The organism is Streptomyces xingningensis (assembly GCF_054957865.1).
Map to the genome: position 1 here is coordinate 48,104 of NZ_JBDJPF010000035.1, position 21,776 is coordinate 69,879.

General features: G+C 72.3%; 16 protein-coding genes. 10 read left to right on the forward strand and 6 right to left on the reverse strand.

Features of this window, described 5'->3' with window-relative positions; all coding sequences use genetic code 11:
- Positions 1–48 precede the first annotated feature (48 nt).
- The 3 genes from ABCR83_RS19395 (at position 49) to ABCR83_RS19405 (ending at position 3,949) form a co-directional block, all read left to right on the forward strand.
- Positions 49–1,488: an MFS transporter gene (locus ABCR83_RS19395; protein WP_462696326.1), complete on the forward strand. Its 1,440-nt coding sequence runs from the start codon at positions 49–51 to the stop codon at positions 1,486–1,488.
- Between the two features lie 101 nt (positions 1,489–1,589).
- Positions 1,590–2,420: a pentapeptide repeat-containing protein gene (locus tag ABCR83_RS19400; RefSeq protein WP_462696340.1), complete on the forward strand. Its 831-nt coding sequence runs from the start codon at positions 1,590–1,592 to the stop codon at positions 2,418–2,420.
- An 89-nt stretch (positions 2,421–2,509) separates the two neighbouring features.
- Positions 2,510–3,949 carry an amino acid permease gene (locus tag ABCR83_RS19405; RefSeq protein ID WP_462696327.1) on the forward strand — a complete coding sequence of 480 codons (1,440 nt, stop codon included), beginning with the start codon at positions 2,510–2,512 and terminating at the stop codon, positions 3,947–3,949.
- Between the two features lie 49 nt (positions 3,950–3,998).
- Here ABCR83_RS19405 and serC read toward each other — a convergent pair whose 3' ends face one another.
- The gene (gene serC, locus ABCR83_RS19410) at positions 3,999–5,117 is read right to left on the reverse strand and encodes a phosphoserine transaminase (RefSeq protein ID WP_462696328.1); all 1,119 of its coding nucleotides are present in this window, start codon (positions 5,115–5,117) and stop codon (positions 3,999–4,001) included.
- A 191-nt stretch (positions 5,118–5,308) separates the two neighbouring features.
- Between serC and ABCR83_RS19415 the strand changes: the two genes are divergently transcribed.
- Positions 5,309–8,173 carry an FAD-binding and (Fe-S)-binding domain-containing protein gene (locus ABCR83_RS19415; RefSeq protein WP_462696329.1) on the forward strand — a complete coding sequence of 955 codons (2,865 nt, stop codon included), beginning with the start codon at positions 5,309–5,311 and terminating at the stop codon, positions 8,171–8,173.
- Here the strand turns inward: ABCR83_RS19415 and ABCR83_RS19420 are convergent.
- Positions 8,110–9,210, reverse strand: a complete 1,101-nt coding sequence (locus tag ABCR83_RS19420) for a citrate synthase 2 (protein WP_462696330.1) — start codon at positions 9,208–9,210, stop codon at positions 8,110–8,112. The genes ABCR83_RS19415 and ABCR83_RS19420 overlap by 64 nt on opposite strands.
- 486 nt (positions 9,211–9,696) lie before the next feature.
- Between ABCR83_RS19420 and pdxH the strand changes: the two genes are divergently transcribed.
- Together pdxH and ABCR83_RS19430 are read left to right on the forward strand one after the other, a co-directional pair.
- Positions 9,697–10,320 (forward strand): pyridoxamine 5'-phosphate oxidase, encoded by a 624-nt coding sequence (gene pdxH, locus ABCR83_RS19425; RefSeq protein ID WP_462696341.1) that lies wholly within the window; start codon positions 9,697–9,699, stop codon positions 10,318–10,320.
- A 565-nt stretch (positions 10,321–10,885) separates the two neighbouring features.
- Positions 10,886–12,214: a PAS domain-containing protein gene (locus ABCR83_RS19430; protein ID WP_462696342.1), complete on the forward strand. Its 1,329-nt coding sequence runs from the start codon at positions 10,886–10,888 to the stop codon at positions 12,212–12,214.
- Between the two features lie 62 nt (positions 12,215–12,276).
- Here the strand turns inward: ABCR83_RS19430 and ABCR83_RS19435 are convergent, their stop codons facing one another.
- Positions 12,277–13,032, reverse strand: coding sequence for an SIS domain-containing protein (locus ABCR83_RS19435; protein WP_462696331.1), 756 nt, complete (start codon positions 13,030–13,032; stop codon positions 12,277–12,279).
- Between the two features lie 173 nt (positions 13,033–13,205).
- Between ABCR83_RS19435 and ABCR83_RS19440 the strand changes: the two genes are divergently transcribed.
- From ABCR83_RS19440 to ABCR83_RS19450, 3 genes are all read left to right on the forward strand, one after another.
- Positions 13,206–13,898: a metal-dependent transcriptional regulator gene (locus ABCR83_RS19440; protein ID WP_462696332.1), complete on the forward strand. Its 693-nt coding sequence runs from the start codon at positions 13,206–13,208 to the stop codon at positions 13,896–13,898.
- A gap of 480 nt (positions 13,899–14,378) precedes the next feature.
- Complete coding sequence (locus tag ABCR83_RS19445; protein WP_462696333.1) at positions 14,379–15,251, forward strand: alpha/beta fold hydrolase; 873 nt, start codon at positions 14,379–14,381, stop codon at positions 15,249–15,251.
- A 113-nt stretch (positions 15,252–15,364) separates the two neighbouring features.
- Entirely contained in the window at positions 15,365–16,777 is a 1,413-nt protein-coding gene (locus ABCR83_RS19450) for an FAD-dependent monooxygenase (protein WP_462696334.1), read from the forward strand.
- Here the strand turns inward: ABCR83_RS19450 and ABCR83_RS19455 are convergent.
- The 3 genes from ABCR83_RS19455 to ABCR83_RS19465 form a co-directional block, all read right to left on the reverse strand.
- The gene (locus ABCR83_RS19455; RefSeq protein WP_462696335.1) at positions 16,767–18,362 is read right to left on the reverse strand and encodes a transporter; all 1,596 of its coding nucleotides are present in this window, start codon (positions 18,360–18,362) and stop codon (positions 16,767–16,769) included. The two genes, ABCR83_RS19450 and ABCR83_RS19455, sit on opposite strands and share 11 nt — an antisense overlap.
- Positions 18,359–19,150 (reverse strand): ABC transporter ATP-binding protein, encoded by a 792-nt coding sequence (locus ABCR83_RS19460; RefSeq protein WP_462696336.1) that lies wholly within the window; start codon positions 19,148–19,150, stop codon positions 18,359–18,361. The genes ABCR83_RS19455 and ABCR83_RS19460 overlap by 4 nt, the downstream gene beginning before the upstream one ends.
- Positions 19,151–19,236: 86 nt before the next feature.
- The gene (locus ABCR83_RS19465; protein ID WP_462696337.1) at positions 19,237–19,911 is read right to left on the reverse strand and encodes a bifunctional DNA primase/polymerase; all 675 of its coding nucleotides are present in this window, start codon (positions 19,909–19,911) and stop codon (positions 19,237–19,239) included.
- 425 nt (positions 19,912–20,336) lie between these two features.
- Between ABCR83_RS19465 and ABCR83_RS19470 the strand changes: the two genes are divergently transcribed.
- Positions 20,337–21,725: a transcriptional regulator gene (locus ABCR83_RS19470; protein ID WP_462696338.1), complete on the forward strand. Its 1,389-nt coding sequence runs from the start codon at positions 20,337–20,339 to the stop codon at positions 21,723–21,725.
- Positions 21,726–21,776 lie beyond the last annotated feature (51 nt).

Consider the following 21,776-nt stretch of genomic DNA (forward strand, 5'->3'; position numbering starts at 1 on the left):
GATGAACGAAATAAACCTGAGAAGTCATGAGAAGTCAGAGGAACCAAGATGACCACGATAAGTACGGACACCGCACCCCTTGCGGCACCCCATCCACGCCGCTGGGCGGCGGCCGTCGTCATGATGGTGGCCGCGCTGATGGACCTCCTCGACGTGACGATCGTCAATGTGGCGATCCCGTCCCTGGGGAGTGACCTGGGTGCTTCCGAGAGCGCCCTGCAGTGGACGGTCTCCGCCTACCTGCTGGGCTTCGCGGCGGCGCTCGTCGTTTCGGGGCACCTCGGCGATCGGTATGGACGCAAGACGCTCTTCCTCGTGGGCACCGCCGGATTCGGCGTCGCCAGCCTCGCCTGCGGAATCGCGCAGAGCCCGGGACAGCTGATCGCGGCGCGTGCGTTCCAGGGCGTCATGGCCGCGATACTGACGCCACAGGTGCTCGGCTCGTTCCGCACGCTGTTCCAGGGCAAGGAGCGCGGCGCCGCCTTCGGGATGTACGGAGTGGTCGCCGGATTCGCCTCCGCGGTCGGGCTGTTGCTCGGCGGCCTGCTCACCAGCGCCGACCTGTTCGGCTGGGGCTGGCGCTCGGTGTTCCTGGTGAACGTGCCGGTGGCCGTCGCGACGTTCATCGCCGGGATCGTCCTCGTACCGGCGACCAGGAAGCGCTCGGCTCGCAGCCCGGACCTGCTGGGCAGCCTGGTACTGGCAGGTGGTCTGATCGCCATTGTCCTGCCGCTTGTGCAGGGGCGCCCCAACGGCTGGCCGCTGTGGGGCTGGGTCTGCCTCGCCGCCGGTGTCCTGGCCGTCGTCGGTCTGGCACTGTTCGAGGCGCGCCGGCGCGGTACGACCGTGCCGCTGTTGCCCGCGTCGGCCTTCCGGCTGCCCGCCTTCTCCGTGGGCATGGCCGTGCAGCTGCTGTTCGCGATCGGCATGCAGGGTTTCTTCCTGGTCTTCGCGATCTGGCTGCAGAGCGGCGAGGGCTACAGCCCGATGCAGGCGGGTCTCGTCACGGTCGCCTTCTCGGTCGGCGGCTTCTTCACCGCCCCGGCCGCGGACGCGCTTGCGCTCAAAGCCGGCCGACTGGTGCTGATGGCCGGCTCGCTGCTGATGGCCGGCGGCCTGGCCTGGGTGTGGTACGCGGCGGACCGGTCCGACACCGTCCACACCGGAGCCTGGCCGCTGGTCCCCGGGCTGGTCATCGCGGGCGCGGGCCTGGGCTTCCTGATCGTCCCGCTGGTGAACGTCGTCCTGTCCGCCGTCCCGGCCGACATCGCGGGCGGTGCGTCCGGAATCTTCTCCACGGCCGGGCAGTTCGGCGGCGCCCTGGGCGCCGCGGTGATCGGCACGGTGTTCTTCGGGCACACGGCGGGCGGCATGACGGACGCCCTGTCCACGGCGATGCCCTGGGTGATCGGGACCTTTGTGCTCTGCGCCGCCCTCTGCCCGGCCCTCCCGGCCACCGCCACCGCCGCCGCGCAGGATGCCGAATAGCGGGAGGCCTGTGCGGCCCACCCCTGACCGGGGCGGTGAGCCGACGGTGCCCGGTCGGGGAGAATGGAGGCCCACCCCGCCCCGGAACGCAGCAGCAGGAGATCACCCAGGTGCCCCAGATCCCCACCGACCTGCAGGCCGACTGCGCGAGCTGCTTCGGCCTCTGCTGTGTCGCGCTGCCCTTCTCGGCCTCGGCCGACTTCGCGGTGGACAAGGACGCCGGGAAGCCGTGCGCCAACCTGCGGGCGGATTTCCGCTGCGGCATCCATGCGAAGCTGCGCGAGAAGGGCTTCTCCGGCTGTACGGTCTTCGACTGCTTCGGTGCGGGACAGAAGGTCTCGCAGGTCACCTTTGGCGGGCGGGACTGGCGGCAGGACCCCGGGACGGCACGCCGGATGTCCGAGGTGTTCCCGGTGATGCGGCACCTTCATGAGCTGCTCCGGTATCTGACCGAGGCCCTGTCCCTGCCGCCGGCCCGCCCCCTGTACGGCGATCTCCGCGGTGCCCTGGACAAGGTCGAGCGCCTCACCCTCGGCAGCGCCGAAGCCATCGTGGCCGTCGATGTGGCGGCGCTCCGCGACGAGGCCAACGCCCTGCTGCTGCGCACCAGCGAGCTGGTGCGGGCCAAGGTTCCGGGCCGCAAGCGCAACCACCGGGGGGCCGATCTCATGGGGGCCCGGCTCGGGGGTGCCGGTCTGCGCGGTGCCAATCTGCGCGGGGCCCGTCTGATCGCGGCCGACCTCAAGGACGCCGACCTGAGGTCGGCCGACCTGATCGGGGCGGACCTCCGGGATGCCGACCTCGGCGGTGCCGATCTCACCGGGAGTATCTTCCTCACCCAGTCGCAGCTCAACGCGGCCAAGGGGGACGCCAGGACCACGCTGCCGGCCGGGCTCACCCGCCCCGCGCACTGGAGGCCCGGGGAGCGGTGAAAACCCGCCCATCCAAAACGGGTCAACTCCGGCGTATCACCGCTTAAATGGGCTGGTAAACGGCTTCTTCACCACCTAGGGTCGCGCGCATGCAGCCACCCAGAACGGGCGAGAGTACGCCGCCCACAGTTGCCTCGCCCGCGGACGGCCCACCGGGCACCGGCTCCCCGGAGGGCTACAAACGCGGCCTCGGCACCCGGCAGATCCAGATGATCGCCATCGGCGGCACGATCGGCACCGGGCTCTTCCTGGGCGCCGGGACCGCGATATCCCAGGCCGGGCCCAGCCTGATCATCTGGTACGCCGTCGCGGGCATCGTGCTCTTCTTTGTGATGCGCGCGCTGGGTGAACTGCTCACCCACCGGCCGGTGTCGGGAAGCTTCGCCGAGCACGCCCGTGAATTCCTGGGCCCCTTCTGGGGCTATGCCACCGCATGGACGTACTGGATCATGTGGGTCACCACCGGCATGGCCGAGATCACGGCGGCCGGAACCTATGTGAAGTACTGGTTCCCCGGGGTCGCGCAGTGGCAGACGGCCCTGGTGTCCCTGGTGGTGCTGTCGGCGATCAACCTGATCTCGGTAAAGGCCTTTGGCGAGCTGGAGTTCTGGTTCGCACTGATCAAGGTCGTCGCGATCGTCGCCATGATCCTGGTGGGGCTCGGGGTGCTGATCATCGGCTTCGGCGATGTCGGGGACACGGCCTCGGTGACCCATCTGTGGAAGGACGGGGGCGTCATGCCGAATGGCGCGCACGACTCCCTGATGACCCTGCAGATCGTGCTCTTCGCCTATCTGGGCGTGGAGTTGGTCGGTGTCACGGCGGGGGAGGCCCAGGATCCGCAGAAGAACATTCCCCGGGCCATCAACAGCCTGCCGCTGCGGTTCGGGCTGTTCTACATCGGCACCCTGCTGGTGATTCTGTCGGTGGTCAGCTGGAATGTGTTCCACCCGGGGGACAGCCCGTTTGTCACGGCGTTCCAGAAGATCGGGATCCCGGGCGCGGCGGGGATCGTCAACTTCATCGTGCTGACCTCCGCGTTGTCCGCGTGCAATGCGGGCGGGCTGTACTCCACGGCCCGGATGCTGCGCACCGCCTCGGTGAACGGGCATGCGCCCAAGGTGCTGGCGCGGCTGACCGACCGGGGGGTGCCGGCCTTCGCCCTGGGCGTCTCGGCGCTGGTCATGAGCCTCGGTGTGCTGGTCAACGCCATTGATCCCAAGCATGCGTTCGCCTATATCACGGCGGTCTCGACCGGCGGCGCCATCTTGGTGTGGAGCGTGATCCTGGTGACGCATCTGCGGTACCGGCGGGACGTGGCCGCCGGGCGGACCGGGGCGTCGGCATATCGCATGCCGGGCGCTCCGGTCACCAATGTGCTCGCCCTGGGCTTCTTCGCCGTGGTGACGGTGCTGATCGCCTGGAGCGCCGATACCCGGATCGCGCTCTATGTGATGGGCGTGTGGGTGGTGTTGCTGGTGGGCGGCTGGCTGGTGCTGCGTCGGCGGCCGGCGGCGGGCGCCGTTTAGGACCGGTCGAGGGGCGGTGGGCCCGTTCGCCACGGGCCCACCGGGCGGGTCAGAGCCGCTCGATCACATAGTCCACGCAGGCCGTCAGCGCCTCGACATCCGCCGGGTCGACCGCCGGGAACATCGCCACCCGCAGCTGGTTGCGGCCCAGCTTGCGGTAGGGCTCCGTGTCGACGATGCCATTGGCGCGCAGCACCTTGGCGATGGCCGCCGCGTCCACGTCATCGGAGAAGTCGATGGTGCCGATGACCTGCGACCGTTTGGCCGGGTCGGTGACGAACGGGGCCGCGTGCTTGGACGCCTCGGCCCAGCCGTAGAGCGTACGGGCCGAGGTGGCCGTGCGGCGGACCGCCCAGTCCAGGCCGCCCTGGCCGTTCAGCCACTCCAGCTGCTGGTTCAGCAGGAAGAGGGTGGAGAGGGCGGGGGTGTTGTAGGTCTGGTTCTTCAGGGAGTTGTCGATCGCGGTCGGCAGCGAGAAGAACTCGGGGATATGACGGCCGGAGGCGTGGATGCGGGCCGCGCGGTCCAGGGCGGCGGGGGAGAAGACCGCCAGCCACAGGCCGCCCTCGGAGGCGAAGGACTTCTGCGGGGCGAAGTAGTAGACATCGGTCTCGGCGATGTCCACCGGCAGGCCGCCCGCGCCCGAGGTGGCGTCGACCAGGACCAGCGAGCCCTGGTCCGCGCCGGCCACCCGCCTGATGGGCATCGCGACGCCGGTCGAGGTCTCGTTGTGGGTGAAGGCGTAGACGTCGGCGCCCGCCTCGGCCCGGGGGTCGGGGTGGGTACCGGGGTCGGCGGCGATGACCGTCGGCTCGGCCAGCCAGGGTGCCAGCCGGGCCGCCTTGGCGAACTTGGAGGAGAACTCGCCGAAGGACAGGTGCTGGGATTTGGACTCGATCAGGCCATGGGTGGCGATGTCCCAGAAGGCGGTGGAGCCGCCGTTGCCGAGGATCACCTGATGGCCGTCGGGGAGCGAGAAGAGGTCGCGGATGCCCTCGCGGACCTTGCCGACCAGGTTCTTCACCGGCGCCTGCCGATGGGAGGTGCCGAGGAGGGAGGTGCCGGTTGCCGCCAGGGCGGCGAGTGCCTCCGGACGCACCTTGGACGGGCCCGCGCCGAAGCGACCGTCGGCGGGCTTGATGTCAGCGGGAATCTGGATATCAGCCACGGAGGCAGCCTACTGCGCTTTCCCGGGGGGCAACCCCCGGACCCCCGGCCGGAACCGCAGGTCACCGCGGCTTCCCTGACCGGCATCGGGAAGGGAACGTCAGTAAACCGTTGCGGAAGGGTGCCACAGTGCGTCCACCCGTTGAGACGCGGTACTGGTAGTGGGGGGCAGGGCGCGGGCAAGCTCTGGCCATGGGTGATCTTCAGGGACTGCGGGCGGCCCTGCGGGCCGCGGTGCGCGGGGATGTGGACTTCTCCGCCGCCGCCCGAGCGTTGACGACCATGGACGCGTCCAACTACCGGCGGGTGCCGCACGGCGTGGTCGCTCCCCGGGACGCCGACGATGTGGCGGCGGCACTGTCCGTCTGCCGTGCGCACGGGGTGCCGGTGGTGGCCCGCGGGGGCGGCACCTCGACCGCGGGGCAGGCCACCGGGGAAGGGGTGGTGCTGGACTTCGGCCGGTATATGCGGGCGATCAAGAGGCTTGACGCGGAAGGCCGTACCGCCGTGGTGCAGCCCGGGGTGATCCTCGACGACCTGCGGGCGGCGGCGGGTCAATACGGACTGACCTTCGGGCCCGACCCCGCCACCCACGCCCGGTGCACCCTCGGCGGGATGATCGGCAACAATGCCTGCGGCGCGCACTCGGTGGCCTGGGGGACCACGGCCGACAATGTGGTCGGGCTGGAGGTGCTCACCTACGGCGGTGAGTCCGCCCGCCTGGGACGGGGCACCGATGAGCTCCCCGGCCGGCTGGCCAAGGGCCTGCGGGAGCTGGTGGGCGGGGAGTTGGCGCTGCTGCGCACCGGGTTCCCCCAACTCCCGCGCCGCATCTCGGGATATGCGCTGGACGCCCTGCTGCCGGAGCGGGGCACCGATGTGGCCCGGGCCTTCACCGGCAGCGAGGGCACCCTGGGGGTGCTGACCCAGGCAACGGTACGGCTGGTGGAGCCGCCCGCCGCCCGGGTGCTGGCGGTGCTGGGCTACCCCGACGAGGCCGCGGCCGCCGATGCCGCGCAACTGCTGCTGCCATACGGTCCGTTGACGGTCGAGGGGATGGCCGCCGATCTGGTCGACGGGCACCTCGGACTGCCCCGGGGAGCGGCCTGGCTGTTTGCCGAGGCCGGCGGCGCGAGCGAGGCCGAGGCCAGGGCGCGCGCCGAGGAGCTGTGCCGGGCGGGCGCCGCGGAGAGCCGTCTGGTGGTCGCCGAACCCCGCGCCCGGCGCGCCCTCTGGCGGGTACGGGACGATGCCGCCGGCACCGCCACCCGGCTGCCGGACGGCGGCGAGGCCTGGCCCGGCTGGGAGGACTGCGCCGTGCCGCCCGCCCGGCTCGGCGCCTATCTGAGGGAGTTCCGGGCGCTGCTGGGCCGCCATGGGCTGCGGGGCGCGCCCTTCGGCCACTTCGGCGAGGGATGCGTCCATGTGCGCCTGGACTTCGACCTGTTGAGCGGGGACGGGGTGCGCAAGTACCGCGAGTTCTCCGCCGAACTGGCCGCGCTGGTCGTCTCGCACGGCGGCTCGCTGTCGGGGGAGCACGGCGACGGACAGGCGCGCGCCGAACTGCTGCCGAAGATGTACGGGCCCGAACTGGTCGCTCTGTTCGGCCGGTTCAAGGACCTCTGGGACCCGGCGGGCGGCCTGAACCCGGGGATGCTGGTCCGCCCGTACCGGCTGGACGAGAACCTGCGCTTCGCGGTGCTGCCCAAGCGGCCGGTCGATGTCGAATTCTCCTATCCGGGCGACGGCGGGGACTTCTCGGCGGCGGTCCGCCGCTGTGTGGGGGTCGCCAAGTGCCGGGAGAGCAGGCCGGGTACGGGGGTGATGTGCCCCTCGTACCGGGTGACGGGCGAGGAGCGGCACTCCACCCGCGGCCGGGCGCGGCTGCTGCACGAGATGCTGGCGGGCGAGGTGGTGACGGACGGGTGGCGCTCGGCGGAGGTGCGGGAGGCCCTCGACCTGTGTCTGTCCTGCAAGGGATGCCACAGCGACTGCCCGGTGGGGGTGGACATGGCCACCTATAAGGCGGAGTTCCTGCACCACCACTATGCGGGCCGGCTGCGGCCCGCCGCGCACTATGCGATGGGCTGGCTTCCGCTGTGGCTGCGGGCCGCCGCGCCGCTCGCACCGCTGCTCAACGCGGCGGCCCGGCAGGCGCCGTTGGCGGCGCTGGCGAAGCGGCTGGGCGGCATCGCGCCGGAGCGGCAGCTTCCGGAGCCGGCCCGGCGGACGTTCACCCGGTGGTACGCGGCCCGGACGGCGGACGGGCCGACCGCCCAACCCACCGCCCGGGCCGTGCTGCTGTGGCCCGACACCTTCACCAACCACCTCGCCCCCTCCGTCGGCCGGGCCGCGGTGCGGGTCCTGGAGGCCGCCGGGCAACAGGTGGCACTGCCGGACGGGCCGGTGTGCTGCGGGCTGACCTGGATCTCCACCGGGCAGCTGACCCGGGCGCGCAAGGTCATGCGGCGCTCCCTGGACCGGTTCGGCGCCGGGCTGGGATCCCCCCTGGTCGTACTGGAACCGAGCTGCGCCGCCACGCTCCGCACCGACCTGCCCGCACTGCTGCCCGACGACCCCCGGGCAGCCGAACTCGCCGCGTCGGTGCGGACCTTCGCGCAGATCATCGAGGAGCGGGCCCCGCTGTGGCAGCCGCCGCGCATCGGCCGGCCGGTGGTGGGACAGACGCACTGCCACCAGCACGCGGTGCTCGGCGACACCGCGGAGCGGTGGCTGCGCGAGCGGGCCGGGCTGACCGGGGAGCTCAGCGGCGGCTGCTGCGGACTCGCCGGCAACTTCGGCTTCGAGAAGGGGCATTACCAGGTCTCGGCCGCCTGCGCCGAGGAGCAGCTGCTGCCGTCACTGCGGGGCGCGCCGGAGGGCGCCGAGGTGCTGGCGGACGGCTTCTCCTGCCGCACCCAGATCGGGCAGCTGGCCGGGCGGCGCGGCCGGCACCTCGCGGAGGTGCTGGCCGACGCGCTCGACCGGGAGGCTCAGCCGGCCGTCTCCGAGTGGCCCGGCACCTCGCGGGGGTCGCGCGGCCCCGGCCCCACATAGCGTGCGGACGGCCGCACCAGGCGGCCGGTCCGCTTCTGTTCCAGGATGTGGGCGCTCCAACCGGCCGTGCGCGCACAGGTGAACATCGAGGTGAACATGTGCGCGGGCACCTCCGCGAAGTCCAGCACGATCGCCGCCCAGAACTCCACATTGGTGGCCAGCACCCGGTCCGGGCGGCGATTGTGCAGCTCCTCCAGCGCGGCCTTCTCCAGCGCCTCGGCGACCTCGAAGCGCGGCGCGCCCAACTCCTTGGCGGTGCGCCGCAGTACGCGGGCCCGCGGGTCCTCGGCGCGGTAGACGCGGTGGCCGAAGCCCATCAGGCGCTCGCCGTTGTCGAGCGTCTGCTTGACGTATGCGGTGGCGTCGCCGGTCCGCTCGATCTCCTCGATCATGCCGAGCACCCGGGAGGGCGCCCCGCCGTGCAGCGGGCCGGACATGGCGCCGACCGCACCGGAGAGCGCGGCGGCCACATCGGCCCCGGTGGAGGCGATCACCCGGGCGGTGAACGTGGAGGCGTTCATGCCGTGTTCGGCGGCCGAGGTCCAGTAGGCGTCGACGGCCCTGACGTGCCGGGGGTCGGGCTCGCCGCGCCAGCGCCGCATAAAGCGCTCGACGACGGTCTCCGCCTTGTCGATCTCCCGCTGGGGCACCATCGGCAGCCCCTGGCCGCGCGCCGACTGGGCGACATAGGACAGCGCCATGACGGCGGCCCGGGCGAGGTTGTCGCGGGCGGTGTCCTCGTCGATGTCGAGCAGCGGTTTCAGGCCCCACACGGGAGCGAGCATGGCGAGCGCCGACTGGACGTCCACCCGGATGTCGCCGGAGTGCACCGGGATGGGAAACGGTTCGGCGGGCGGCAGGCCGGGGTTGAACGCCCCGTCGACCAGCAGGCCCCAGACGTTGCCGAAGGACACCTGGCCGACCAAGTCCTCGATGTCGACGCCTCGGTAGCGGAGCGAGCCGCCTTCCTTGTCGGGTTCGGCGATCTCCGTCTCGAACGCGACGACTCCTTCGAGTCCGGGTACGAAATCGGACATCAGGCGGCTCCTCGTGATGTGTTCGACAAGCGACTGCCGACCTGCCGGTGTCCCGGCCGGATGGTCAGCGGGATGTCTGCTGCGGTGTCTTCTGCTGCGGCTGGTGGCTCTGCCGAACCGGTTACGCGGCTGCGTGTCGTGGCTCGCGGTCCGTATCGGTCTACCCGGTCATGCCCGGTGCGGGCGCACTTCACCCGGCCCTTCACCCGTACTCCGTCAGGAGGCCGGTCCGGGCCGGAAACGATAGCCGGTGGTGTCAAGGGGGTGTCCCCCCTAAGGGCGCCACAGCTGTCCACCCAGTGATTTTGGTGGGTTCGCCACTTGTGGGGAAGGGTGATGTCCGGCACATGGCGCGATTCCCCCGGGAGAGGGTTACCCGGGGCCGCGACCGGGCAGAGTAGGTGGCCCCGCCGGTCCGCTGCGGGTCGTGCGCCGGTGCTGCAAGATGGGCCCGTGTCCGATGCAGACGAGTTCGACCCCGCCGCCATGCGCGAGCAGTACTGTTCCACCGGCCTCACCGAACAGGAGTTGGCCGCCGATCCCTATGAGCAGTTCGCGCGCTGGTTTGTGCAGGCGGCCACCGGTGGGCTGCACGAGCCCAATGCGATGGTCGTCTCGACGGCGGACGAGGCGGGCCGGCCCAGTTCGCGGATGGTGCTGCTGAAGGGCTATGACGAGCGCGGCTTTGTGTTCTTCACCAACTACGGCTCGCGCAAAGGCATGGAGATCGCCCGCAATCCCCATGTGTCGATGGTCTTTCCCTGGCATGTGATCGCCCGTCAGGTCATCGTCACCGGCCGGGCCGAGCGGGTGGACCGGGAGGAGACGGCCGCCTACTTCCACTCCCGGCCGCATGGTTCACAGCTCGGCGCGTGGGCGAGCGCACAGTCGACGGTCGCCGCCTCGCGCGCCGAGATCGAGGCCGCGTACGAGCGGCTGGCGGCCCGCCACCCGGAGGGCGAGCCGGTCCCGGTGCCCCCGGAGTGGGGCGGCTTCCGGGTGGCCGCGGACAGCGTGGAGTTCTGGCAGGGCCGCGCAAACCGCCTCCACGACCGGCTGCGGTATGTACGGGCGGGGGAGGGGTGGCGGGTGGAGCGGCTGTATCCATGACCTGGCACCCAGCCCGTCCGGCGTTTGAGGACAATGCGGCTTCGCCGCATTGCGGGGTCTGGGGCGAAGCCCCAGGGAAACGGCGAAGGGCGGGACCGGGGCACAACCCCCCGGCGGGCAGCCACACGCAGACGGCCCGTGGGTCGTACCACCACCCCTCGCGGAGCGGCAGTGCCGAGCGGACGACTCGGCGACCCACGGACCGGGTGACTGCCTGGAATTGGCCGGCGTAGCCGGCGCTGCGCTGTGCGCGACGACGGGCGCTAGCCCGCAGTCACCTCACACGTCCGGACTGAAATCATCGGCCCGATCACCTCCCTTCTTGTGTGCCCCACACACTAGGCAGCGGCCCCCCGGGCGACAAACGGATTTTCCGCGGGCACCGATTTCGCCGAAGACGGTGTGGTTCCGGGCCGGGTCGAGTTGAATGGCCCGTCGTGCAGGACATGCAGACGCGTCCAGCTGGGGGTATCTCGTGACCGCTCCACACCAGTCCGGCCCGGCCCGTCATGGAGCGCGGCAGCGGGCAGGTTTCGAGGGCGATTCGGCCGCCGGGGTTTCCGGGATGCCCGGGGCGGGCGACGACCACGACCTCCTGGTCGCGCTGCTGGACGGCATGGACGCCGCGCTCTGTGCGTTCGACGCCGAGGGCGCGGTCACCCACTGGAACCGCGAGGCCGAGCGGATACTGGGCTGGTCGGCGAAGGAGGCCGTCGGGCGGCGGGGCCTGGCCGGATGGGCGGTGCGCGAGGCGGACGCCGAGGAGATCTCCCGGCGGCTGCTGGGCGCGATGCAGGCGCCGGGCCGGCAGGTGGACGAGTTCGCGCTGCTGACCAAGGACGGCGGCCGGGTGCTGGTGCGCGTCCAGTCCTCGGCCGTGCCGGGCGGGGACGGCCACCCGGCCGGGGTGTACTGCGCGTTCAGCGAGGTGCACACCCAGATCGACCTGGAGCGGTCGGTCGCGCTGAGCGAGGCGCTGTTCGGCGACGCGCCGTGGGGCGTCGTCCTGGTCGACGCGGATCTGCGCCCGGCGCTGGTCAATGCGCAGGCCGCGCGGGCGCTGCGGTCGAGCCGTACGGCGCTGCTGGGCCGCCCGCTGGGCGATCTCCTCGAACACGGCGCGGAGGAGCTGGAGGGTGTGCTGCAGCACGTCCTGGCCGCGGGCTCGCCGCCCGCGCCGTCCGAGCTGTGGGTCACGGTGCGCGGCGACGGCGAGGGCGGCCGGGCCTCCGGGGCCGGGGAACGGCGCTGCTGGCGCAGCGGCTTCATGCGGCTGGCCACCCCGCTGGTGGAGGAGCCGGTGCCGCTGGGCGTGGCCTGGCTGTTCCTGGATGTGACCAAGTCACGGCTGGCGGAGCAGGAGAGCGCCCGGCTGCGCTTCCGGGGCAGCCAGCTGCACCGCGCGGGCCGGGCGGTGGCCGAGTGCGAGGACCCGATGGAGGCGGCGGCGCTCTATCTGGACTTCGCCCTCGCGGGCTTCGCCGACCACGCCCTGATCGATCTGCTGCCCGACCCGGAGGCCGAACCGGAGGACCCGGTCCGGCTGCTGCGGGTGGTGGCGACGCCCACCGGGGCGGGCCCCTCCGGGGCCGGGTGCGCGCTTCCGGTGCCGTATGCGGACGGGCATCCGGCGCTCCAGGCGGTCGAGCGCTGTGGCTCGGTGCGGGCCGTCTCGGACCGTACCCGGGACTGGGCGGCGGTCCACCGGTGGCCCGCCGGTACCCAGCACGCGCTGGCCACCGCGCTGCGCAGCCGGGGGCGCACGCTGGGGGCGGTCACCTTCCTGCGCGGGCCCTCGCGCCGGCCCTTCGACCGGGCGGACTCGACCTACGCCGAGGACATCGCCACCCGGGTCGCCGCGGCGATCGACCTGGCGGCGGCGACGGGAGGGTGAAGCGCCGGCCGGGTCCGGTGCCGCCGGGGCTCAGTGCCGTCCGGGCTCGGTGCCGTCGGGGTTCAGTGCCGGAAGAAGATCCGGTCGCCGTACTCGTGCAGCACCCGGCCGTTCCACTCGTGGCCGCCGTCCACGTTCCCGGAGCGCAGCAGGGGCGGGTCGATGCCGCGGGCGGCGAGCTCGCCCGCGGCCGCCGCCACGATCGCCTGGATCAGGGCGCTGGTGACGACGGTGGAGGCGGGCGCGAAGGGCGCGGCGATGCCCTCGGCGGTGAGCTCGGCGTCCCCGATGGCGATCTTGTTGTCGACGACCAGGTCGCAGTGGTCCTTGAGGAAGGTGCCGGACACATGCCGGGACCTGGTCTGCTCGGCATAGGCGACGGAGGTGATGCCGATGACCTTGAGGCCCAGGGCGCGGGCGTTCAGGGCCATCTCCACGGGCAGTGAGTTGCGCCCGGACAGGGAGATGACGATCAGGACGTCACCGGCCTCCACGGGGCTGGTGTCCAGGACGGCTCCGGCGAGCCCGTCGACGCGCTCCAGCGCGCTGCCCAGGGTGGCGGGTGTGATGTCGACGCCCACGGTGCCGGGGACGGCGAGCAGGTTCATCAGGGCGAGCCCGCCCGCCCGGTAGACGACGTCCTGGGCGGGGAGCGAGGAGTGCCCGGCGCCGAAGGCGAAGAGCCGTCCGCCGTCCGCGACCGTGTCGGCGATCATGGACCCGGCGCCGGCGATGTGCTCGGCCTCCTCGTCGCGCGCCCGCCGCAGCAGCCCGATCGCGGCGTCGAAGAACTGCCCGGCCAGCTTGTTCCCGCTCATCGCACAGGGCTCCCTCGCGTTCGGTGGTGGTCCGGTGGCGCGGCTCACGTTGCGGTGTTGACCTGCGCCCTGTCAATACGGTGGCCCGCGGCCGTGCGGTGGGCGGCGCCGTTGTCGGTGGTATGCGTCAGAATTGGCTACAGGGCCAGCGCACTACTTATCGAGGGGCACGCATGTCCGGACTGATCGACACCACGGAGATGTATCTCCGCACCATCCTGGAGCTGGAAGAGGAAGGTGTGGTCCCCATGCGCGCCCGCATCGCCGAGCGGCTCGACCAGAGCGGCCCGACGGTCAGCCAGACGGTGGCGCGCATGGAGCGCGACGGGCTGGTCACGGTCGCCGGTGACCGGCACCTGGAGCTCACCGAGGAGGGCCGTCGGCTGGCCACCCGGGTGATGCGCAAGCACCGGCTGGCCGAGTGCCTGCTGGTCGATGTGATCGGCCTGGAGTGGGAGCAGGTGCACGCCGAGGCGTGCCGCTGGGAGCATGTGATGAGCGAGGCCGTGGAGCGGCGGGTGCTGGAGCTGTTGCGCCACCCCACGGAGTCGCCCTACGGCAACCCGATCCCGGGTCTGGAGGAGCTGGGCGAGAAGGCCGAGGCCGATCCGTTCCTGGACGCCGGTGTGGTCAGCCTGACGGAGCTGGAGCCGGGCTCCGAGGGCAAGACGGTGGTGGTGCGGCGCATCGGCGAGCCCATTCAGACGGATGCCCAGCTGATGTACACGCTGCGCCGGGCCGGGGTGCAGCCGGGTGCGGTGGTCAGTGTGACGGAGTCGCCCGGTGGGGTGATGGTGGGCAGCAGTGGCGAGGCCGCCGAGCTCGCCTCCGACATCGCCTCGCACGTCTTCGTCGCCAAGCGCTGACCGGCGCGTCGCAGGTTCGCGGGGGCCGGGGCCGCCGATGGCCGCCCGGCCCTTCCTGCCCGGCCGCGTGCGGCCGGTTCTGTGGTCAACTGCCGAGAGCGCGGCCGGAGTCGGCGGAAACGGCACACCCGTCCCCGGAGCGTGTCACGCTGGCGTTGTGGCATATGCGCATACGCCGACCGACCAGGGAGGGGCTTCGCATGAGGCGTGACAAGAGCCCCGGTGCCCTGTCGGGCACCGGGGCCCCGCCTCCCCGAATTTCCCCCGTGGCGCCCCGGGGCCCCGAGCTCCCAGAGTGCGCCTCGCGGACCTTCTTCCCCGAGCAGTCCGCGCCCAGGTCGATTTCTCCCCTTGGCGCCGACGGCCAACCCTCGAGTCCGGTCACTCAAACGAGGGGTGTTGCGTGCGACGGCCACCTCATTCGAAAGGGGGTTCCATAAGGTGGAGCTGTCCGGGGGTGAAGTGGGGGTGTCAGGAGTCATGGCGCGGCGGATCGATGTAAGCGGAAGCGGTGGAGTGCGGCTGGCCGCCTGGGAGTTCGCCGACCGGTCGAAGCCGGCCGGCCGGCTGGGCGGGGCCGGGGCGGGCCGCGCGGGCGGGGTGCTGTTGCTGCACGGTCTGATGGGGCGGGCGGCGCACTGGGCGGAGACGGCCCGTTGGCTCTCCGAGCACCGTCACACGGTGGCGCTCGACCAGCGGGGGCACGGTCGCAGCGGGAAGCCCGTCGGGGGGCCGTATGCCCGGGAAGCGTATGTGGCCGACGCGGCGGCGGCCATCGAGCAGCTCGGCCTGGCGCCCGCCGTTCTCATCGGCCATGCGATGGGCGCCCTCACGGCCTGGCAGCTCGCGGCCCACCGGCCCGACCTGGTGCGGGCGCTGGTCATCTGCGATATGCGGGCCTCGGCGCTGGGCGCCGCCACCCAGCGCAGGTGGGGCGAGTGGCTGAGGTCCTGGCCGGTGCCGTTCGCCACGCTGGCGGATGTGCGGAAGTGGTTCGGCGAGGAGGATCCGACGCTGGAGCGGCCCGCCCCGGCCCGGGGCGACTTCTATGCCGAGGTGATGGCCGAGCGGGCGGACGGCTGGCGGCCGCTCTTCTTCCGCCGCCAGATGCTGCTGGCCCGTGCGGCCTATGCCCATGACGCGCACTGGGAGGAGCTGGCACTGGTCGAGTGCCCCGCCCTGGTGGTGCGCGGGCTGGACGGCGAGCTGGGGCGCGCGGAGGCGCAGGAGATGGTGCGGGTGCTGCCGCACGGCCGCTATGCGGAGGTCCCCGATGCGGGCCATCTCGTCCACTACGACCAGCCGGGCGCCTGGCGGCGGGTGGCGGAGCCATTCCTGGAGGCGGCGGTGTGACACCCCGCGTCGCCCCGCTCCGAACAGAAATTCAACGCCCGTTGACATAAATCCCCGGCAGGTGTGCACTGGATACCAGAGGCAGCGCACCGCGAGCCGAACCGGGAGCCGTCATGTCCGCTCACACCGAACCGCTCACCACGGAAGTCCTGATCGTCGGCGCCGGCCCCACCGGCCTCCTCCTGGCGGGCGATCTCGCCGCCGCCGGAATCCGCGTCGTACTGCTCGAGCGGCGGGCCCAGGAGTCCAACCTCACCAGGGCCTTCGCCGTCCATGCCCGCACCCTGGAGGTGCTGGACGCCCGCGGTCTCGCGGAGAAGCTGCTGGACGCCGGGACCCTGGTGGGCAGGTTCCAGGTCTTCGGCGGGACCCCGTTCGACTTCTCCGGGCTGCCGACCCGTTTCCCGGGCGTCCTGATCGTCTCGCAGCAGCAGACCGAGCGGGTGCTCGAGGAGCGCGCCGTCGAGGCGGGCGTCGACATCCGGCGCGGAGCGAAGTGCACCGGGCTGCGGCAGGACGCCGACGGCGTCGAGGTGGACGTCCAGGAGGCGGCGGGCGCCCCGCGGACGCTGCGGGCACGCTATGCGGTCGGCACGGACGGGGTGCACAGCGCGGTGCGGCAGGCGCTCGGCATGCCCTTCCCCGGCCGCTCCGTCCTCACCTCGGTGATGCTCGCCGACGTCCGGCTGGACGCCCCGCCCCGCGAGGTGCCCGCCGTCCGGGCCGGTGCCGAGGGGTTCGCCTTCATCGTGCCGTTCGGCGACGGCTGGTACCGCGCCATCGCCTGGGAGCGCGGCAGCCGGCTGCCCTCCGACGCACCGGTGGACTTCGACGCCCTGCGGTCCGTCACCCGCGCCCTCTTCGGCACCGACTTCGGCATGCGCGACGCCCGTTGGACCTCGCGCTTCCACAGCGACGAGCGCCAGGTGCCCCGCTATCGCGACGGCCGGGTCTTCCTGGCCGGCGACGCCGCGCACGTCCACTCGCCCGCCGGCGGCCTGGGCATGAACACCGGGCTGCAGGACGCCGCCAACCTGAGCTGGAAGCTCGCCGCCGTGGTCCGGGGGCGGGCTGGGGACCGCCTCCTGGACAGCTACCAGGAGGAACGGCATCCGGTCGGCAGGCAGGTCCTGCGCGTCAGCGGTGCCATCATCCGGGCGGTCCTGATCACCTCACCGGTCGTCAAGACCCTGCGCGACTCGGCGGCCATGGCCTTCGCCCGGGTGCCGGCCGTCGGCCGCCGGTTCGCGCTCACCGTGTCGGGCCTGGGCATCGCCTACCCGGCGCCGCCCGGATCGCACCCCCTGGTCGGCCGGCGCGCCCCCGACCTCCCGCTGGCCGAGCACGGCACCGGCCCCACCCGTCTGTACGAGGCGCTGCGCGCGGGCACGTATGTACGCGTGCGGCCCCGCTCCGCGGGCCCGGCGGAGCCGGAGGACGGCGTCACCACGGTCACCCGTGCCGACGCCGAGCGCACCGAACTGCTGGTGCGGCCGGACGGCCATGTGGAGTCGGCTACTTGCTGACCGCGGTGAGGATCTCCGGGAGCCGCCGCACCACCCGCGGTGCGGCCAGCCGCAGTCCCACCCAGGCCAGCAGCAGGCCGTAGCCGATGCCCAGCGGCAGCAACAGCGGCAACAGGCCGTGCGCGTCCGCCAGATGGAACCCGATGGCCAGCGCGCCCAGCGGGGCGCACAGCGCCGCGGCGACCAGCACGCCGAGCATGCTGAACCAGGCCAGGGCGGTCTGGCCGGGCGCCACGTTCTTGAAGGCGCTGCCCTGCGGTATCGAGTACGGGTAGCGCGCCGAGGCCAGCGCGCCGGTGGCGAACAGCCCGCCGATCAGCGCCAGGGACAGCCCCAGCGCGACCGGGTAGTTCGGCCAGTCGCCGGTGAAGGCGGCCAGCGCGGTCACCAGCAGCACCAGGTACGGCACCATGACCAGGGCCAACGCCAGGGCGCGGGCCCGCAGTTCCAGGTAGGCGTCGCGGGTCGTACCGATGGTCTGGAGCACCATCCAGAAGGCCGAGGTGTCCTGTCCGAACTGGTTGTACATCAGCACGCCGAGCAGGGAGGCGGGCATCAGCACGAACCAGATGCTGCCATTGCCCTGCGCCGCGTTGACAAAGGGCACGATCACCCCGACCGCGAGCTGGGTCGTCCAGGACATCTTGGTCTTGGGGTCGCGCCACGCATACCGCAGGGTGCGCAGCATGACCGCGCCGGTACGCCCCTCGGGCAGCAGCCGGGCCAGGCCGGTCCCGCTGCGGGCGGGCGCCTTGCCGGGCCGCGAGGCCGCGATGGTGGAGGAGTCCGGCGAGGTCATCAGCTTGGTCAGGCCGCGCTGCCACCACTGCAGCAGGGCGGCCAACGCGGCGACGGCCAGGGCCAGTTGGGCCGCGGCCAGGCCGTAGGAGCCCTCGCCTGCGGACCGTACCGCGCCCAGCGCCGAGCCCGGCGGCACCCAGCCCAGGACATCCGCCACCGGTTCCAGCCGAGCCAGCCCGGCGTCGCTCAGCGCCCGCAGGGCGAGGTTGACGAACTGCACGCCCACCGCGATGACCACACCGCTCAGCAGCGCCAGGTCGCGGCCCTTGCGGCTGGACAGCAGCCGGACGTTGGCGGTGGCCACCGCCCGGGCCAGGGCCACACAGATCAGCAGGGTGAGCACGGTGGCCGGGATGCCGGCCAGGGCGGCCGCCGGGCCGTGTGCCGTGCCGATCACCGAGCCGATGATGATCACCAGGGTGAACGCGGGCCCGATGCCGATCAGCGAGGTGAGCAGCAGGGCCCTGATCAGCGGCCCGGGCTTGAGCGGCAGCATCACCAGCCGGGTCGGGTCCAGGGTCTCGTCACCACTGGGGAAGAACAGCGGAAGGAACGCCCAGCCCAGTGCCAGCAGCACCATCAGCGGCACGGTCAGTGCCGCGGCGTGCGCATGGCCGTGCAGCGCCGCCAGGCCCAGCAACTGGAGCGCGGCGACCAGGGCGGTGAGGGCCCAGGAGACGATGTAGACGGCCTTGCGCTTGGTGGACTGCCGCAGGCCGTTGCGCAGCAGCGACAGCTTCAGCCGGACGAAGACCGGGGTCAGGGAGGCGGTCGCGGTGCTCATCGGGCGCCGCCGCCCAGCCAGTCGAGGCTCTCGCCGTCCGCCCGCCCGCGTGCGCCGACCAGTTCGAGGAAGGCGTCCTGCAGGGTGGGGGCGTCGCCCCGCACCTCGGTCAGCGGACCGTGCGCCCGGATGCGTCCGGCGGCCAGCACGGCGACCCAGGAGCACAGCGACTCCACCAGTTCCATCACATGGCTGGAGAAGACCACGGTGGCACCGGAGGCGGTGTAGCGCTCCAGCACCTTGCGGATCGACTGGGCCGACACCGGGTCCACGCCCTCGAACGGCTCGTCGAGGAAGAGGACTTCCGGGTTGTGCAGCAGGGCGGCCGCCAGGCCGATCTTCTTGCGCATGCCGGTGGAGTAGTCGACGACCAGCTTGTGCTGTGCGCCCGCGAGGTCGAGGACATCCAGCAGCTGGGTGGCCCGCTGGTCGACCTCGTCGCCGGGCAGCCCCCGCAGCCGCCCGGTGTAGGCGAGGAGTTCCCGGCCCGAGAGCCGCTCGAACAGCCTGAGCCCCTCGGGCAGTACCCCGATCCGGGACTTCACCGTGGCCGGGTCCTGCCAGACGTCGTGGCCGGCGATCTCGACCCGGCCGGAGTCGGGGCGCAGCAGCCCGGTGACCATGGACAGCGTGGTGGTCTTGCCCGCGCCATTGGGCCCGACGAGCCCGATGAACCGGCCCGCCGGTATCTCAAGATCGATTCCGGCGACCGCCACCTGCTCGCCGAATCGTTTCCACAGCCCCTCGACCCGCACCGCCGCGGTCGCCTGGTCCTGTCCCACTGCCATCCCTCGTTCCGTGGTGCCCGGTGGCGGCAGGGCCCGCCCCCGGGACCAGGTTAGAGGCGGCGGAGGGCGGGCACATGTGACAAACGTCAGCGACCGCGGACGTCCGCGGACACCCCCCCGCAGGCGTAGGCCAGGGCGCTCACCAACTCCTCCGCGTCGGGGAGCCAGCGGTTGGCGGCGGTGGGCTGGCGGGCCCACTGGACCGCTCCGCGGTTGCCCACCCGGCTCGGCGGGGCGACCACATAGTCGCCCTCGCCCCGGGCGACCAGGTCGAGGGAGGACGGCCGCCAGCCGAGCTTGCGGGCGGCGTCCGCCACCTTCAGCGCCCCGCCCGGCAGCACGAAGAACAGCATCCTGCCGAACGGGGTGAAGGTGATCGGGCCGAGCTCGATCCCCATCCGCTCCATGCGGGCCAGGGCCAGACAGCCGGCGGACTCGGAGACGTCCAGCGCGTCGAAGGTGCGGCCGGTGGGCAGCAGCACCGAGGCGTGGGGGTGCTTCGCCCACATGCGGCGGGCGCCGACCGCACTGCCCGAGGCCTGTGTCGCCCAGTCCGGCCGGGCCGGATGGACGCCGGGTGCGGGGCAGTCGACTTCGCCGCACGAGCAGCGCTCCCGGCCGTCCCCGGCCTCCAGCCAGGTGCCTGCGAAAACGTCCCAGTGCCGCTCATCCGCGTACCGAACGGCGGCGTCGAGCGCCCGCTCGCCGCGTTGTTGGGGGATGCGCGGGGCTCCTACTCCGATGGTCTCTTCCACGTTCATCACAACTCCCCTTGTCACCAGCGGTTACGGCTCAGGCTCGGGCTTATGGCGGCCTGCCCGGAACGGCACCCGGAGCGCCCGCCGGCGAGGCGGCGTGACCATGGGGAACGCATGTCCCCGAGCGGCGTGGCCGGGGTTCCTGCGGCACCCGCGGGACGCCAACAGCACACGGGGCGCACGGATGCATGTACGGGGGCGCAGAGGCTGGCCGGACTCCGGGAAGGGGTAGCCACCTGCGGGGCGGAAGCCGAGACAGTCACCGCATCACCGTCGTTTTGCCAGCAATGCGGGAAAGTCCCGCATTCTACGGACATCAGGGGGGAAAAGATCACAGAGACGGTGCTCTCCGTCGTCTCAGCTTCTTCGCTCTTCGCGGCGTTCATCGCTGACCGTCGCGAACGCATAGCAGTCTCAGGGGGTTACAGATGGCCGCACGGCCACTCGTTGCGCGGCAGCCGAACGAACGGCTGCAGGCGCTCATTCAGGAAGCCGGCTGCTCCAACGCCGGGTTGGCGCGCCGGGTCAACATGTGCGGCGCCGAGCACGGTCTCGATCTTCGCTATGACAAGACGTCCGTCGCCCGCTGGCTCCGCGGCCAGCAGCCGCGCGGGCGCGCGCCCGCCGTCATCGCCGAAGCCCTCGGGCGGAAGCTGGGCCGCAGCGTCACCATCGACGAAATCGGCATGGCCAACGGCAAGAACCTCGCCTCCGGCGTGGGCCTGCAGTTCTCTCCGACCGTCATGGGAGCCATCGAGCAGGTCTGTGAACTGTGGCGCAGCGACGTCGGCCGCCGGGACTTCCTCAGCGGCACCTCCGTCGCCGCCTCGGCGCTCGTGGAGCCCAGCCGCGACTGGCTGATCACCGGGGCGGATCCACAGGTCGCGCGGAGCGCGGGGGCCCGGGTCGGCCCGTCCGACGTCGAGGCCGTCCGCGCCACCACCGAGGCGCTGGTCGAGCTCGACCACCGGTACGGCAGCGGGCATGTCCGTCCGGTGGTCGTGCACTACCTCAACAGCGTTGTCTCCGGGCTGCTCGCCGGCTCCTACCGGGAGGCGGTCGGGCGTGAACTCTTCGCCGCCGTCGCCCGGTTGACCGAGCTGGCCGGCTATATGGCGGTGGACACCGGCCAGCCGGGGCTCGCCCAGCGCTACTACATCCAGGCCCTGCGGCTGGCCCAGGCCGCCGGGGACCGCGGTTACGGCGGCTATGTCCTGGCCGCGAGCATGAGCCACCTCGCCGCCTCGCTCGGCAACCCGCGGGAGATCGCCCAGCTCGCCAAGGCCGCGCAGGAAGGGGCCCGGGGACAGGTCACCCCCCGGGTCGAGGCGATGTTCTACGCCGCCGAGGCGCGCGGGCACGCACTGCTGGGCGACGCCCGCTCCTGCCAGACCGTCACTGCCAAGGCCGTCACCAAGCTCGAACAGGCCGACAGCGGACCGGAGTCCGGTGACGACCCGTCCTGGATCCGGCACTTCGACCGCGGGTATCTGGCCGATGAACTGGCCCACTGCCACCGGGATCTGGGGCAGCCCGAGCCCGCCCGGCGGCATGCGGAGGAGGCGCTGGTGGCGCACCCTCAGGGGCGGGTCCGCAGGCGTGCGATCGGAATGCTGCTGCTGGCCACGGCGCATGCCCAGCAGCGCGAGGTGGAGGAGGCCTGTGCCACCGGTGCCCGGGCCATGGAGCTGCTGGGCACACTGCGGTCGAACCGGGGGGCGGAGTATCTGGACGACTTCCGGCAGCGGCTCGAGCCCTACCGCGACGAGCCCGCGGTGCGGGAGTTCGGGGCACGGCTGGAACTGCAGGCGGCCTAGATGACTGATGCCAAGGGGTTCAGTGGTCGTACGCGGTGAGGGAGCGCATGA